The following is a 15,107-nucleotide window of genomic DNA, read 5'->3' on the forward strand; positions in this document are numbered from 1 at the left end:
CACGCCCACGCGGGAGCGTGAAAAATCCGAAGTGTGACGTTGAATCAATTTCACGTCATAGCAAGATGGGCGGGTGGCGACCGCCCTATTAGGGAAACTCCCAGGGGGTTCGGACCCGGGGTCAGCCGTCCACCGTCGCAATCACGCCACCGCCCAGACACACCTCGCCGTCATAGAGCACGGCGCTCTGCCCCGGCGTCACGGCCCATTGCGCCTCGGGGAACTGCAGGCCGAAGGCCTCGGCCCCGGCGTCCAGCACGGTGCAGGCCGCATCCTGCTGGCGGTAGCGCGTCTTGGCGGCGCAGGCGCCGGCCGCGGGCGGGTGGCCGGCGACCCAGCTCGCGTCCTGCGCCGTGAGGCGGTGCGACTGCAGCCAGGGGTGGTCATGGCCCTGCACCACGATGAGGGCGTTGCGCTCCAGGTCCTTGCGCGCCACGAACCAGGGCGCATGGTCGCCCGCGCCCCGGGCCGCACCCTTTTCCTTCACGCCGCCGATGCCCAGCCCCTGGCGCTGGCCCAGGGTGTAGAAGGACAGGCCCACATGGCGCCCGAGCCTGCGCCCGCGATCGTCCAGGATGGGGCCGGGTGCGTGGCTGATGTAGCGGTTCAGAAACTCTCGGAACGGCCGCTCGCCAATGAAGCAGATGCCGGTCGAATCCTTCTTCTTCGCGTTGGGCAGGCCAATCTCGGCCGCGATGCGGCGCACCTCGGTCTTGTGCAGCTCACCCACGGGGAACAGCGTGCGGGACAGCTGCGCCTGGTTCAGGCGGTGCAAAAAGTAGCTCTGGTCCTTGGACGGGTCCAGCCCCTTGAGCAGTTCGAACAGGCCCGTGGCCGCGTTCTGGCGCACGCGCGCGTAGTGGCCGGTGGCGATTTTTTCTGCGCCCAGGCGCATGGCATGGTCGAGAAAGGCCTTGAACTTGATCTCGGCGTTACACAGCACATCCGGGTTGGGCGTGCGCCCGGCCTGGTATTCGCGCAGGAACTCGGCGAACACGCGGTCCTTGTACTCGACGGCGAAGTTCACATGCTCGATCTCTATGCCGAGCACGTCGGCCACGCTGGCCGCGTCCAGAAAGTCCTGGCGGCTCGAGCAGTATTCGCTGTCGTCGTCATCCTCCCAGTTCTTCATGAAGATGCCGACCACCTCGTGGCCCTGTTGCTTGAGAAGATGGGCGGTGACGGCGGAGTCCACGCCGCCGGACAGGCCCACGACGACGCGGTGTTTGGAGGACGCTTGCATGCGTCGATTGTATTTTTGGCCTGGGCGGGCGCTGGCTTGGTCACCCTCAAGCCCCCGCCGGCCGGGCGGTATACAGCCCCTTACAGCGGCGCCTGCAGCACGCTGGCGTCGGTGTGGATCAGCTCCAGCGGCGCGCGCCGCCCGGCCAGGTAGTCCTCTATGGACTGCAGCACCAGCGGGCTGCGGTGGCGCGTGCTGCTGTTGCGCAGTTCCTCGGGCGTGAGCCACACGGCGCGCACGATGCCGTCGTCGAGCTGGCGCCAGGCGTGGTGCGCGCCCACGGTGCCGGTGAAGGTAAAGCGCAGATAGGTGATGTCGTCGCCCGTGCGCGTGCGCCGGAAGCGGTTCAGGTACACGCCCACCAGGGCCTGGGGCGCAAAGTCATACGCCGTCTCCTCCAGCACCTCGCGCACGCAGGCGTCTATGGGCGACTCGCCCGGGTCCAGGTGGCCTGCGGGATTGTTCAGCCGCAGCCCGTCGGCGGTGTTTTCCTCGATGAACAGAAAACGCCCCTCGCGCTCGATGACGGCGGCCACGGTGACGTTGGGTTTCCAGCGGTTTGGCATGGCGCGCATTATCACCACCGGGGTTGAAAGCCTGGTGTCAGTCTTTGAAAACAAACAACAAATCAGCCTCTAACGCCCGTCCAGCAAGCGCTAACAGCTTCTATTTTTATAGTGCACAACTCATGTAGACGGCCTGCGCGCCATAGCTGGCCAGGCGCGCGCGCTGCGCACCGTCGTGCAGCGGGTGCACGGCGTAGCCCTGGCGCTGCCAGTAGGCCTGCGAGTCCTGCACCGACACCAGCGCCTGGTGGCGCAGGCCCGTGGCGTCGGCCCGCAGGGCCGCCAGCAGCGCCCGCGCCAGCCCCCGGCCCGCGTGCGCGGGGTGTACGGCCATGTCGTGCAGGTAGAGCGTGTCGGGCGCGGGCGTGGCCTCGAAGTCGCCGTGCAGCGGCGTGACCTTGCCAAGAACCGAGTGGTAGGCCGCCAGATAGGCCAGCACGCGGCCGTCCTCTACCAGCACCAGCGAGCAGTTGGCGGGGCTGGCCAGCCGGCGCGCATAGACCTCGGCGCTCTCAATCAAGCCGTCGCCATAGCAGGCGCGCTGCACGGCCAGCAGGCCGGGCAGATCGGCCGCCAGCAAGGGCCGCGGCGTCATCGCGGCAGCTCGGGGCGCGGCAGGTAGTCGTCGAGCGACAGGCCCTTTTCCTTGAGCAGGCCCTCGAGCACGGGCGTGAGGCGCCCTAGGCTCTCGTGCACGGCCTCGCGCACCGTATCCACCACCACCTGGGTGCTGCGCTCGATCTCGATGTTGAGCAGATCGCCCACGGCCACCTCCTCGAACACCGTGGCGCGGCGCGTCTCGGGGATGAGCCAGACCTCGAACCAGCCCTCGGCGCGATTGACCTCGGCCACTGTGAGGCTCGCGCCATGGATGGCGATGTAGCCCTTGGCAAAGACATAGCGCCGAAAGGCCTCGGGCACGGCCACGCGCCAGACCAGGTTGTTCTCGAGCTCGCGCCGCTCGGCCAGCCGGCCCGTGAAGTCCACATGGCCCGACAGCGGGTGGCCGCCGATCTCCGCGCCCTCCTTGGCCGCGCGCTCCACGTTCACGCGCTGGCCCACCGGGTAGCGGCCCAGCGTGGTGATGTTGAGGCTTTGCAGCATGACGTCGAAGCGCGCCTGGGTGGGCGAGACGATCTCGGTCACCGTCAGGCACACGCCGTCGGTGGCAACGCTGGCGCCAATGGCCAGGTCCTGGCAAAAGCCCTGCGGAAACTCGAGCGTGAAGGTGCGCAGGCCTGCGCGATCCTCGATGGCGGCGATGCGCGCCGTGGCCTGGACGATGCCTGTGAACATGGCTGCTGGATGTGGGTGATGCAAAGGCCTGGGATTGTGCCAGCCGGGGCGCCACAAAGCGCTCCGGTCCCACCCATCACACCCGTCCGTTTGGGGTATGTGGCGCGCACCAGAACGGCCAACACTGCGGATCTTTGAACCCTCAACAAGACAAAGGAGATGGCAGCAATGTTCAGGCTGGATGGCAAGGTGGCGCTGGTCAGCGGCGCAGGGCGCGGCATGGGCTTTGGCGTTGCGCAGGCGCTGGCGACGCAGGGCGCGCATGTGGTGGTGAACGACTTTTTCGCCGACCGCGCCGAGAGCGCGGCGCGCCAGTTGCAGGAGAGGGGCCTCAAGGCCTCGGCCCAGGCGGCGGACCTGACCGATCGTGCGGCCATCTTTGCCATGGCCGAGCGCATCCGGGCGGAGGTCGGCAGCCCCGACATCTTTGTGCACAACGCCGGCATCCCGGCCCAGGGCTGGGGCTATACGCCGTTTCTGCAGTCACCCGAGTCGGAGTGGAACGCCTGGCTGCAGCTCAATCTGCACGGGCTGATGCACGCCTGCCAGGCCTTGCTGCCGGCCATGCAGGACAAGGGCTGGGGCCGCATCGTGGCCATCAATTCCGACGCCGCGCGCACGGCCACGGGCATGGGCCTGTGCGCCTATGGCGCGGCCAAGGCGGCGGCCATCGGCTTCATTCGCAACCTTTCGGGCGAGGTCGGCCCACACGGCGTGACGGCCAATGCGCTGTCACTGGGCACCATGAACAACTGGGAGGGCTCGGAGAAGATCGCCAGGAAAGGCACCTCCGTGGGCCGCGCCGGTTCGCCCCAGGACGTGGGCGCGGCCGTGACCTATCTGGCCTCGACCGAGGCCGAGTGGGTCAACGGCCAGGTGCTGCCGGTCAATGGGGGCAGCCTGGTGGCCTGAGAGGCTGTGAGGCGCGGGCATTGCCACCGCCGTGAAGCCGGCGCGGCCCAGAAGTCAGCGCACCGGCCACCTGTCTTACGATGGCGCACCACCCATCCCAAGGACATCACCCATGGCATTGCACACCTGGCTGCTGTATCTCGTGGCCGCGCTGGGCCTGTCGCTCACACCCGGGCCCAACAGCCTGCTGGCGCTCACCCATGGCGCGCTGCACGGCCACGGGCGGGCCGTCTACACCATCGCCGGCGGGGCGCTGGGTTTTGTCTGCGTGATCGCGCTGTCCATGGTGGGCATTGGCGCGCTGCTGCAGGCGTCGGCCCATGCGCTCTTCGTGCTCAAGTGGGTGGGCGGGGCCTATCTGGTGTGGCTGGGCGTGCAGCTGTGGCGCGCGCCGCCGCTGCAGCTCGAAGCGACTGCAGAGACAGCCCACGCCACGCACCGCGCCATGATGTTCCGCCAAGGCCTGCTGGCCGCCGTCTCCAACCCCAAGGCGCTGCTGTTCTACGGCGCGTTTCTGCCGCAGTTTCTGGACCCGGCGCGCAACCTGTGGCTGCAGTTCGCCATCATGGCGGGCACGTTCTGCGCCATCGAATGTCTGGTGGAATACCTGCTCGCGCGCCTGGCGCACCGCGTCCGCCCCTGGCTCAAGCGCCTGGGCCGGCGCTTCAACCGCGCCTGCGGCGGCGCGTTTGCCGCCATGGGGGTGGCGCTGCCGCTCACGCGCTGAGCGCCCACACCTGCGGCGGGTCTACTTTGCGCCCAGCAGACCCGGCACGCGCAGCAGCACCAGTTCGTTGTCGTCGGCGCGCTGCGGGTCGCGGCTGCTGCTGAACGGCAGGTTGTTGTCGTTGCCGACGACGATGTGCTCGCCGTCGACCACGTCCACGTTCTCGATGGTGAAGAACGGGAAGGTGAGCACGCCATCTGTAAGCGGCTTGCGTGCGAGTTTGCGCGGATCCTGGATCTTCATCAGGTCGATGTAGGCAATCTTGCGCACCGCACCGCCCGCGTTGGCGTCCGACAGCTCCACCTTGTAGACGCGCTTGAACTTGGCCAGGTCGTGGAAGCAGTCGGCGCGCTTTTCGCCCGCGGGGCAGGCGCGGTCGGCCGTGCCCTCGCCGTTGTCGCGCTCGATGATGAGACCGGTGCTTGCGTCGATCATGTTGAAGTCGCCAATCGCGTGGTGGCCCGCCTCCAGCGGGTACTTCCAGTGCCGGCCGGTCCACTTCTGCGCCTGCACGTCGAATTCGAGCACGCGCAGATAGGGCTTGCCGTTCAGGCTCTCGTAGGCCTGGGCCTTGTCGTCCCACAGCGCGCCCTCGAGCAGCGGGTACAGGTACTTGCCGTCACGGCTCGCGGCCATGCCCTCGTAGCCCTTGGAGCGCTTGGCCTGGAAGGCGGCCATCTTCGCGTCGGGCGCGCCGGGCGTGGTCAGGGCCGGGTGGTCGGGCGAGCGCACGCTCTTGCCATCCACCTGGGTCTCGAACACGGCCAGCACCTTGCCGTTCAGGTCGGCCTGGATCAGGAAGGGGCCGAACTCGTCACCAATCCACAGCGAGCCACCGGCAAACTGAAAGCTCTCGGGGTCGAAGTCGGCGCCCGTCAGGTAGCGCTTGTCCGTGCCCTCGTGGACGATGCGAAACGGCACCTTCTTGTCCGGGTCGTGCAGGAACACGGTCTGCTGGCGATGGAACTTGCCGTCCTTGAAGTCCACCTGGTACTGGCTCAGGTGCAGCAGAAAGTCGGGCGAATTGGCCTTGGCGCCGGCGCCGTTGTCCGTCAGGATCCAGAAGCTGCCGTCGGCCATGCGCTTGATGCCCGAATGGCCCTGCAGCGGCTGGCCGTCGAGCGGCAGACCAATGCCCGTGGGGCGCCCGCCCGACAGGCCCGGCACGCTGCCCACGGTCTCCACACGCTGGCCGGTGGTGAACTTGCCGGCGCGGCGCGCGTCGGCCGGCGCATCGGCGGGCGCCTGGATCAGGCTGAGCGCGGGCATGACGGCATGGCCGGCAAGCTCTGCCGGATGTTCGGTCTGCGCCGACGCGGGCAGCGACCAGGCGGCGGCGGTCACGGCAAGAACGGTCACAACGGGCAGTCCAAGCTGCCGCAGAAAAGACTTGTGCATGAATGTCAAAGAAGGCTGAAACAAAGCGTCGAGCTTGCCCGGCGCGTGTGACGCAGCAGTGACAGGGGGACGGCTCCCAGAGTCCCTGGCAGTGCCCCATCGCCATGTCGCCCCTCAATCTTGCGCATCCAAACGAAGGCGTCACACTAAAATACGACTGATTCGCATTAGCACACTCAAGCGCGCATGCACATCCGCGCTTTCATCATGTCGTCCTCCCCCGCTCACACACGTCCATCCTCCACCGCACACGGCTTTCCCATCAGAACCTCCATGCTGGCCTGCACCGCGGCCGGCCTGTTGGCCGCCCAGTCATCGGCCCATGCGGCCGGAAACCTTGAAGCCATCGCTACCAGCGAGCTGCCCTCCGTTCAGGTCACGGCAGAACGCGTCGAGGCCCGCGTCTATGACCGCGAGGAGATGGATGCCACGCCCGAGGGCAACCGCGACCTGACTTCGCTGATCAGCTCCAACCCCGCGGTGCGGCTGGACCCGAGCATGAGCAACAGCGGCAACCGTGGCTCGCTGGCGCCGGAGTCGTTTTCCATCCATGGCGAGAGCCCCTACCAGAACCAGTACCTGATCGACGGCATCAGCGGCACCAACTCCATCAACCCGCAGGAAAACCAGCTGGGCCTGCAAGTGGGGCGTGTGCCGGGCTTCGCCCAGGCCTACAACATCGACACCGACCTGCTCGACCAGGTGCGCGTGTATGACAGCCGCGTACCCGTGGAGTTCGGCCAGTTCCAGGGCGGGGTCGTCGATGCGCGCATCAAGACACCCACGGGCAGCAACAGGTTCTCCATCAAGCGCAGCTTCAACAGCTCCAATCTCACACAGCAGCAAGAGCCCGATGTGGATCTGGAGAAATGGCGCAACGGCCTGCCCGGCTATTCCTCGGTCTGGAAAAAGCATTTCACCAGCATGAGCGGCGACCTGCGTCTGAGCGAGGACAGCGCTGTGCTGGTGTCGCTGTCGCGCCGTGAATCCGAGATTCAGCGCCAGAGCAAGGTGCTGGACCCATCGGCCGCCATACCCAATGGCAAGAGCACCTCGATGGAGCTGCGTGACTCCACGGATCAGGTGGACAACCTGATGGCCAAGCTGCACACCCGCTGGGGCGGGGGCACATCCACGAACCTGCTGCTCAAGTATTCGGACCGCCAGGAAGACCTCGTCTCCAATACCTTTGCCGATACCTCCTGGACCAACCGCCAGAAGGCCATGGGCCTGGGCTTCGATCTGGACCAGCAGTTGGACGGCGGCAAGCTGACCGCAACGCTGGGTGTCGATCAGCTCGATGCCTCCCGCGAATCGAGCGGCAACGAGTTCGTGACCCAGCTGTTCGCCGACAAAAGCCTGTCGACCTACACCTATGGCGGCTTTGGTACGGAATCACTGGAGCAGCGCCAGTACACGGCCAGGCTGCGCATGGACTGGGATCCGGTACAGACCGGCAATGTGCAGCACAGGATCTATGCCGGCGCACAGCTCCTGAGCACGGATGCCAGCTTTGTGCGTGCCCAGGATGTCCGCGCCGCAAGCCAGACCCTGCAATTGAATGGCTCGCAGAAGGTGACAACGCGCACCCTGTACCGTGCCGGTACCGTGGGGGTGGACTACAACAGCCTGGGCCTCTTTCTGTCGGACACCATGCAATGGGGGAACTGGGCGCTCACGACCTCGGCGCGCCTGGAGCGCGACGACTTCCTGAACAACACCAACCTCGCGCCGCGTGCACGGCTGGACTGGGACGTACTGGGCGACGGCCGCACGCTGCTCGGGCTTGGCTGGGCACGCTACTTTGGCCAGGACCTGCTGGGGTACGCCCTCAAGCAGGGCAAGAGTGCATTGGTGACCCATGAAATCCAGAAGGGCGTGCTTGTCAACACACCCGGCACCATTGAGCGCAACCAGTATGACGGCCTCAAGACCCCGCACTCGGACGAATGGGCATTCACGGCCAGCCAGCAACTCGGCTTCGATGTGGAGGCAGGCTTGTCCTATGTTCGCCGCGCCAGCCGCAACGGCCTGACGCAGCGCGGCAGCGCCAGCAGCGGTTACTTCTACGCCAATGGCGCGACCGCCCAGGCCGAGACGGCCACCGTCAGCCTGCGCACGCTCAAGCCCTGGAAGGCCGCGGCGGCCCAATGGACGGGGCGCGTGGACTTCAGCTGGCAAAGCGTCAAGCGCAATCACGACACCACGCTGGGTTGGGAGTCCGAGGAAGAAGCGCCCGACGACATCATCAGCGTCAACGGCGTACAGATGCTGCGCAAGGACAAGCCCGCCAGCGGCTTCTACGTGCCACGCAGACTCAGCGCCACGCTCAACGGCCGTTGGGCGCAGGCTGGCGTGACCTGGGGCAATCGCCTGAACTGGAACGGCGCGCGAACGGGCATCGGCTACACCGGCACCATCAAGGGCGTCGAGCAGTACAACAGCCAGCGCCTGCCCTCCTACCTGACCTGGGACATGGCGTTGACCTACCAGCCGCACTGGGCCCCGGGCGTGACCCTGAGCCTTGATATGCTCAACGTGCTCAACAGACGTGTTCCGCTGGTTGTGACAACGGCCGGCGCGGCCAACAACGCCCGCTGGCAGACGGGCCGCGAAATCTGGTTGACCGCCGGTTACCAGTTCTGACTCTGCAGCCATCGGGGCCCTCGCCAGGCGAGCGCCCCCAGCCATCTCGAGAATCTCTGCGATGAAAACCCGTCCAGCCAACAGACTGGGCCACCATGTGCGCTGTGCCGTTGCGGCCTGCGCCATGCTGCTGGGCCTGTCTGGCGCCATGGCGCAAACCGCTTCCATTGAATCCAACGCCACGACCAGGCTGGCCCAGAGCCGGGCGCCGGACAGCGCCGTTGGACGCCTGCTGCAGCCCGTCAACAACAGCGCCTTTGCATGCGGGACGGCCGACGGCTGGGATGCCGCCTGCCTGCGCCAGCGCTACCAGGGCCAGCCACCGCAATGGCCGAGGCCGCTCATCGATGCCGGCAAGCAATGGACGGAAATGTCTGCCGTGCCACAGGCGAAGCCCCCGGCAACGGCGAAGGAGCGGGCCAGGCTGGAACTGGGCACGGCACTGTTCTTTGATGTCGGCCTGTCGCGCAAGGGCGGGGTGTCCTGCGCCAGCTGCCACCAGTCGGGCAAGTCCTTCACCGACGGGCGCGCCCAGGCGGTGGGCGAAGACCGGCTCATGGGCCGGCGCCGCGCCCAGACATTGTTTGCCGCCCCGTTTGCCTCACAGCTGTTCTGGGATGGGCGCGCGGCCTCGCTGGAGGAGCAGGCCAAGGGCTCGATCACCAACCCCTTCGAGATGAACAACACCCTGGCCGCCGCGGTGCGCCATGCGAACGCTCAACCGCGCTACCGCAGGCTGGCCCGCGATGCCTGGGGGCATGAACGGATGAGCGAGGACGAGATGGTGCACGCCATTGCCACCTTTGTGCGCACCGTCCGCCCGCCACAGACCATGGCCGATGAGGTGATCGCCGGCCATCCACAGCGACTCAGCGACCAGCAGCTGCTGGGCCTGCACCTGTTTCGCACCAAGGCGCGCTGCATGAACTGCCACAGCGGCCCGCTGCTGACGGACAACGAGTTTCACGACCTGGGACTGTCCTTCTACAACCGGCGCAACCAGGACCTGGGCCGCTTCGAGGCCACGCGCGACAAGGCCGATCTGGGCAAGTTCCGCACCCCCAGCCTGCGTGGGGTGAGCCATGCCGGACCATGGATGCACAACGGCATGTTCGCCGACCTGCCCGGCCTGATGCGGCTCTATAACGCCGGCATGGGTGTGGTGACGGGCGACCCTCAAGAGGATCCGTATGTGCCAACCAAGTCGGCGCACATCAAGGCCCTGGAGTTGAATGCGCAGGAGATCGACGCGCTGGTGGAATGGCTCAGGCTTCTGTAGCCGCCACAGCGTAAGGCTCCTGATTCAGGGCGACACATCCCCTGCCCGCGGCAGGCACAGCCGCAGCTGCGCCCCGCCCAGCGGTGATGGCCGGGCCTGCACGCTGCCGCCGTAGCTGTCCACCAGCGCGCGCACGATGTCCAGGCCCAGGCCGGCGCCGGGGCGGCGCTCGTCGAGCTGTACGCCGCGCTCGAACATGCGCTCGCGCTCTTCCTCGGGTATGCCGGGGCCGTCGTCGTCCACCGTGATGCACAGCTGGTCGGCATGGGGCTGCACGTCCACCACGACGCGCGTGCGCGCCCATTTGCCGGCGTTGTCGACGAGGTTGCCGAGCAGCTCGTACAGGTCCTGCTCCTCGCCGCGAAACGCCAGGTCCTGCGCCTGCGGCGCGAGCTCGAACGACAGCGCGCGCGCGGCGTGCAGGTGCTCCATGGTGCGCAGCAGCGCGCGCGCGGGCGCCAGCACCGGCGTGGCCAGGCCCGTGGCGCGCACGGCGGCGGCGGCGCGGGCGCGCGCCAGGTGGTAGTCGACCTGGCGGCGGGCGCTGGCGACCTGCTCGCGCACGAGCGCGCCCAGCGGCCCCTGCTCCTGCGCCGCGGCATTGGCGAGTATGGACAGCGGCGTATGCACGGCATGCGCGAGGTTGCCGGCCTGGGTGCGGGCGCGCCGCACCATGTCGGCGTTCTCGGCCAGCACATGGTTGAACTCCTGCACCAGCGGCTGAAGCTCGCGCGGGTAGGGGCCGGGCAGCTGCGGGGCGCTGCCGTCGCGCACGGCGGCCAGCTGCCGGCGCAGCCGCTCGAGCGGCCGCAGCGCCAGCCGCAGCTGCAGCGCCACGGCCAGCACCAGCCCCAGGGCGAGCAGGCCGAGGGCGGCCAGCAGCATGTGGGTGAAGCGCTGCAGCGGCTCGGCGATCAGTGCCTCGTCGCCGGCGACGACCAGGCGCAGCGGCGGTGCGCCCTCCTCGGGCAGCTGCAGCGGGCGCGCGACGGCCAGCAGCGCATGGCCCTGGTCGTCGGTCAGGTGCAGCAGGGCCCAGCCCTGGGCGGGGTACTGCTGCGGCGCGGGCGGCAGCTCAAGCGTTCGGTCCCACAGCGAGCGCGAGCGCGCCAGCGCGGCCTGGGGCGCCGCGCCCAGGCGGTCGATCTGCCAGTACAGGCCGGACAGCGGCTGGTCCAGCCGCGCGTCGGCCGACGGGGAGGCGACCCGCAGGCGCGCGCTAGCCTCGTCCCAGTCCACGGCCGCGCTCAGCTGGTCGAGCTGTGCCACGAGCTGGCGCGCGAACTGCTGCGTGATGTGCTCCTGGAACAGCGTGCGCAGCCCCCAGAACGCGACGGCCAGCGCCAGCAGCACCCAGGCCAGCGTGCCGGCGAGCAGGCGCAGGCGCAGCGAGCCGTCGGCATGGAAGGTGGCTTGGGCGGTTTGCTTCATTATTAATAGCTGCTTGCACTTGCCCCGCAAGCGCTGGAGCCTGTTTTATATCTCAACCAGGCGGTAGCCCAGGCCGCGCACGGTCTCTATGCAGCCCTCCGGCAGCTTCTTGCGCAGGCGGCCGATGAAGACCTCGATGGTGTTGGAGTCGCGCTCGCTGTCCTGCGGGTACAGGTGTTCGGACAGCGCGGTGCGCGACAGCACCTCGCCCTTTCTCTGCATGAGCAGCGCGAGCAGCTTGAACTCGTGGCTGGTCAGCTCGAGCGGCTGGCCGCCGACCGCGACGCGCGCCTGGCGCGTGTCCAGTGTGATGGCGCCGCAATGCCATTCGGCGCTCGCATGCTCGCCACGGCGGCGCAGCAGGGCGCGCAGGCGCGCGAGCAGCTCCTCCATGTGAAAGGGCTTGGCCAGGTAGTCGTCGGCGCCGGCGTCCATGCCCGCGACCTTCTCCTGCCAGCTGCCGCGCGCCGTGAGGATGAGCACGGGCATGTTGCGCCCGGCCGCGCGCCAGCGGCGCAGCACGGACAGGCCGTCGATCTGCGGCAGGCCCAGGTCGAGCACGACGGCGTCGAACTCCTCCACATCACCGAGGTAATGCGCCTGCTGGCCGTCACCCGCCTGCTCCAGCGTGTGGCCGGCCGCGGCGATGGCCTGCACCAGTTGCGCACGCAGCGTGGGTTCGTCCTCGACCACCAGAATCCGCATCAGTCCCCCTTGCGCTTGATCTTGAGCACGCGGCCATCGACGGCGTCCACCTCCAGCTTGGCCATGCGGCCGTCCCTTTGCAACAGGCGGATTTCGTAGATGTAGCGGCCGTCCTCGCGCTCGAACTCGATCTTGAGCACCTGGCCCTGGTATTCGCGCTCCACCTTGTCGAGCACCTGGCGCAGCGGCAGCACCTGGCCCTGCTCCAGGGCCTGGCGCGCGAGCTCATGGTCGCGGCCCTCATGCTCGCCCGCATGCAGGGCTCCACCCACACCCCAGGCGCCAAGGGCCAGGGCCAGGGGAATCGACAGGCGCAGGACGATGTTCATATGTGGGCGTTATAGGCGCGTGGCGATGAACGCGGGATGAACGCGGCCTTCAGCATGGGTTCATGGTGGCTTTTTGACAATGCCCCACAAGCGCGGCGCCGTGCCGGGCTGTCAACCACAGGAGTCTTCTCATGCAACACCGCATCCACCGCCCTCTCGCCCTGCTCGCCACCGCCATCGCCCTGACCTGGGGTGTGGCCCAGGCCCAGGCACCGGCCGCCCCGCAGGCGCCCGCGGCCGTCTCCGCTCCGGCCGCACCACAGCTGACGGTGCGAGACATCTACGACCGCGTGGCGGCCGCGGGCTACCGCGACATCCGCGAGATCGAATGGGACGATGGCCGCTACGAGGTCAAGGCCAGCAACGCCCAGGGCCAGCGCGTCAAGCTCTACGTGAACGCCGCCACCGGGGCCATCGAGGGCACGCGCCTGCGCCACTGATCGAGGCGTGGGCCGCAAGCGCCTTACGCCTGCGCCCAGGCGGCCTCTTGCAGCGCGAGCGGCAGCTCGTGGGCCAGGGCCATTTCCTCACGCTCGTGGTGGTGCTCTATGACATGGCGCAGCGCGTGGGCCGCGTCCAGCAGCATCAGCACCGCGCGGCGGCGTGCCTGCTCGTCGCGCGGCGGCCGGGCAATGACGGCCTGCACGCGCAGCGCGTATTCCTCGGACAGCAGGGTGATGCGCTCATGCTCGAGCAGGTACACGCGCGCCGCCCAGCGCGCGCCCTCGGGCACATGGGGCAGCAGCCGCGTGTTCTCGATCTCGATATGCCGCGCCAGGCCCGTGCGCCACCCCTGCAGGCGCGTGAGCGCCTGGCCGAAGTCGCCGCCGACCACATCCAGCAGATGGGCGTGGAGCTGCGACTCCAGCTCCTGGTGCTGGTCGTGAAAGAACTGGGGCGGTTGGGGCGCGGACATGTTGCGGTGGGGGCGGTGCGGCACGGGTCGTGCTCGGGAAGCGGCCGTTATACACCGCGGCCCGCGCGCCCCTGCCCGCCCCATGGTCACACGGGCAGCGCCACCAGCGGGTTGCCAAACATGGGGTCATCCTTCTGCGAGGCCAGGGCCTTTTGCAGATCCAGGCCCAGCGCCTGGGCCACGCCGGCGGCGTAGGCCGGGTCGGCCGCGTGGCAGTTGCGGATGTGGCGGAACTTGACGAACTCGGGCGCGTCGCCCATGGCGCGCGCGGTGTTGCCGAACAGCGCCTGTTTTTGCGCATCCGTCATCAGCTGAAAGAGCTTGCGCGGCTGCTCCCAGTAGTTGGCGTCGTCCTCGTGGAAGCGGAAGTGCTGGGCATCGCCCGAAAGGCGCAGCGGCGGCTCGGCAAACTGGGGCTGGGCCTGCCACTGGCCAAAGCTGTTGGGCTCGTAGTGCAGGGCGCCGCCGTAGTTGCCGTCCACCCGGCCCATGCCGTCGCGGTGGTTGCTGTGCACGGGGCAGCGCGCTGCGTTCACCGGGATCTGGTGGTGGTTGGTGCCCAGGCGGTAGCGCTGCGCGTCGGCGTAGTTGGTCAGGCGCGCCTGCAGCATGCGGTCGGGGCTCACGCCTATGCCGGGCACCAGGTTGCTGGGGGCAAAGGCGGACTGCTCCACGTCGGCGAAGAAGTTCTCGGGGTTTTTGTTGAGCTCGAACTCGCCCACCTCGACGAGCGGGTAGTCGGCATGGGGCCAGATCTTGGTCAGGTCGAACGGGTGGTAGGGCACGCGCTCGGCGTCGAGCTCGGGCATGACCTGCACATACATGGTCCACTTGGGGAAGTCGCCGCGCTCGATGGCCTCGTACAGGTCGCGCTGGTGGCTCTCGCGGTCACGGCCGATCAAGGCCTCGGCCTCGGCGTCCGTGAGGTTCTTGATGCCCTGCTGCGTCTTGAAGTGGAACTTGACCCAGAAGCGCTCGCCCGCCGCATTCCAGAAGCTGTAGGTGTGCGAGCCAAAGCCGTGCATGTGGCGGTAGCTCGCCGGAATGCCGCGATCGCTCATGACGATGGTGATCTGGTGCAGGGCCTCGGGCAAGAGCGTCCAGTAGTCCCAGTTGTGCGTGGCCGAGCGCATATTGGTGCGCGGGTCGCGCTTGACGGCCTTGTTCAGGTCAGGGAACTGGCGCGGGTCGCGGATGAAAAACACCGGCGTGTTGTTGCCCACCATGTCCCAGTTGCCCTCCTCGGTATAGAACTTGAGGGCAAAGCCGCGGATGTCGCGCTCGGCGTCGGCCGCGCCGCGCTCGCCGGCCACGGTGGTGAAGCGCGCGAACATCTCGGTCTTCTTGCCGACCTTTTCAAAGATCTTGGCGCGCGTGTAGCGTGTGATGTCCTTGGTGACCGTGAAGGTGCCGAACGCGCCCGAGCCCTTGGCATGCATGCGCCGCTCGGGAATCACCTCGCGCACGAAGTTGGCGAGCTTCTCGTTGAGCCACACATCCTGCGCCAGCAGCGGGCCGCGTGGGCCTGCGGTCAGGCTGTCACGGTTGGTCGGCACGGGGGCGCCGAAGTCGGTCGTCAGGTGGGTGACGGGGCATTGCCTGTTGCGGTCGGTCATGGCGATCTCCTGTGTGAGTGGGGGAAGGGATGCCTGATGGTAG

At 67.9% G+C, this 15,107-nt stretch carries 15 protein-coding genes; 5 read left to right on the forward strand and 10 right to left on the reverse strand.

Going from position 1 to position 15,107, the window contains the following annotated elements:
• Positions 1–121: 121 nt before the first annotated feature.
• From mnmA to ABUE11_RS17650, 4 genes are all read right to left on the reverse strand, one after another.
• Positions 122–1,243 carry a tRNA 2-thiouridine(34) synthase MnmA gene (mnmA, locus tag ABUE11_RS17635; RefSeq protein ID WP_367066756.1) on the reverse strand — a complete coding sequence of 374 codons (1,122 nt, stop codon included), beginning with the start codon at positions 1,241–1,243 and terminating at the stop codon, positions 122–124.
• Between the two features lie 80 nt (positions 1,244–1,323).
• Positions 1,324–1,809, reverse strand: coding sequence for an NUDIX hydrolase (locus tag ABUE11_RS17640; RefSeq protein WP_367066758.1), 486 nt, complete (start codon positions 1,807–1,809; stop codon positions 1,324–1,326).
• 106 nt (positions 1,810–1,915) lie between these two features.
• Positions 1,916–2,404, reverse strand: a complete 489-nt coding sequence (locus ABUE11_RS17645; RefSeq protein ID WP_367066760.1) for a GNAT family N-acetyltransferase — start codon at positions 2,402–2,404, stop codon at positions 1,916–1,918.
• Positions 2,401–3,105, reverse strand: a complete 705-nt coding sequence (locus ABUE11_RS17650) for a riboflavin synthase subunit alpha (RefSeq protein WP_367066762.1) — start codon at positions 3,103–3,105, stop codon at positions 2,401–2,403. Before ABUE11_RS17650 ends, ABUE11_RS17645 begins: the two co-directional genes overlap by 4 nt.
• Before the next feature lie 168 nt (positions 3,106–3,273).
• Here ABUE11_RS17650 and ABUE11_RS17655 point away from each other — a divergent pair, with 168 nt between their 5' ends.
• Entirely contained in the window at positions 3,274–4,017 is a 744-nt protein-coding gene (locus ABUE11_RS17655) for an SDR family oxidoreductase (protein ID WP_367066764.1), read from the forward strand.
• A gap of 112 nt (positions 4,018–4,129) precedes the next feature.
• The gene (locus ABUE11_RS17660; protein ID WP_367066766.1) at positions 4,130–4,744 is read left to right on the forward strand and encodes a LysE family transporter; all 615 of its coding nucleotides are present in this window, start codon (positions 4,130–4,132) and stop codon (positions 4,742–4,744) included.
• 21 nt (positions 4,745–4,765) lie between these two features.
• Here ABUE11_RS17660 and ABUE11_RS17665 read toward each other — a convergent pair whose 3' ends face one another.
• Positions 4,766–6,142 carry an esterase-like activity of phytase family protein gene (locus ABUE11_RS17665; protein ID WP_367066768.1) on the reverse strand — a complete coding sequence of 459 codons (1,377 nt, stop codon included), beginning with the start codon at positions 6,140–6,142 and terminating at the stop codon, positions 4,766–4,768.
• Between the two features lie 273 nt (positions 6,143–6,415).
• On the opposite strand from ABUE11_RS17665, the gene ABUE11_RS17670 reads away from it, so the two are divergent.
• Together ABUE11_RS17670 and ABUE11_RS17675 are read left to right on the forward strand one after the other, a co-directional pair.
• A complete protein-coding gene (locus tag ABUE11_RS17670; RefSeq protein WP_367066769.1) occupies positions 6,416–8,788 on the forward strand; it encodes a TonB-dependent receptor plug domain-containing protein in 2,373 nt (790 codons plus the stop codon).
• Between the two features lie 61 nt (positions 8,789–8,849).
• Positions 8,850–10,067 carry a cytochrome c peroxidase gene (locus tag ABUE11_RS17675; RefSeq protein ID WP_367066770.1) on the forward strand — a complete coding sequence of 406 codons (1,218 nt, stop codon included), beginning with the start codon at positions 8,850–8,852 and terminating at the stop codon, positions 10,065–10,067.
• A gap of 24 nt (positions 10,068–10,091) precedes the next feature.
• On the opposite strand, the gene ABUE11_RS17680 is transcribed toward ABUE11_RS17675, so the two are convergent.
• The 3 genes from ABUE11_RS17680 to ABUE11_RS17690 are packed head-to-tail and all read right to left on the reverse strand — an operon-like array spanning position 10,092 to position 12,532.
• The gene (locus ABUE11_RS17680; protein ID WP_367066772.1) at positions 10,092–11,498 is read right to left on the reverse strand and encodes a sensor histidine kinase; all 1,407 of its coding nucleotides are present in this window, start codon (positions 11,496–11,498) and stop codon (positions 10,092–10,094) included.
• A gap of 45 nt (positions 11,499–11,543) precedes the next feature.
• Positions 11,544–12,203, reverse strand: a complete 660-nt coding sequence (locus ABUE11_RS17685; RefSeq protein ID WP_367066774.1) for a response regulator transcription factor — start codon at positions 12,201–12,203, stop codon at positions 11,544–11,546.
• The gene (locus ABUE11_RS17690) at positions 12,203–12,532 is read right to left on the reverse strand and encodes a PepSY domain-containing protein (protein WP_367066776.1); all 330 of its coding nucleotides are present in this window, start codon (positions 12,530–12,532) and stop codon (positions 12,203–12,205) included. Before ABUE11_RS17690 ends, ABUE11_RS17685 begins: the two co-directional genes overlap by 1 nt.
• 131 nt (positions 12,533–12,663) lie before the next feature.
• Between ABUE11_RS17690 and ABUE11_RS17695 the strand changes: the two genes are divergently transcribed.
• Positions 12,664–12,972: a PepSY domain-containing protein gene (locus ABUE11_RS17695; protein WP_367066778.1), complete on the forward strand. Its 309-nt coding sequence runs from the start codon at positions 12,664–12,666 to the stop codon at positions 12,970–12,972.
• Between the two features lie 23 nt (positions 12,973–12,995).
• On the opposite strand, the gene ABUE11_RS17700 is transcribed toward ABUE11_RS17695, so the two are convergent.
• On the reverse strand, positions 12,996–13,448 hold the full coding sequence (locus ABUE11_RS17700) for a hypothetical protein (RefSeq protein ID WP_367066779.1): 453 nt from the start codon (positions 13,446–13,448) through the stop codon (positions 12,996–12,998).
• Between the two features lie 86 nt (positions 13,449–13,534).
• On the reverse strand, positions 13,535–15,064 hold the full coding sequence (locus ABUE11_RS17705; RefSeq protein WP_367066780.1) for a catalase: 1,530 nt from the start codon (positions 15,062–15,064) through the stop codon (positions 13,535–13,537).
• Positions 15,065–15,107: the final 43 nt, after the last annotated feature.

Origin of the sequence: Oryzisolibacter sp. LB2S, from assembly GCF_040732315.1 — a bacterium.
Classification (GTDB): Bacteria; Pseudomonadota; Gammaproteobacteria; order Burkholderiales; family Burkholderiaceae_C; genus Alicycliphilus; species Alicycliphilus soli.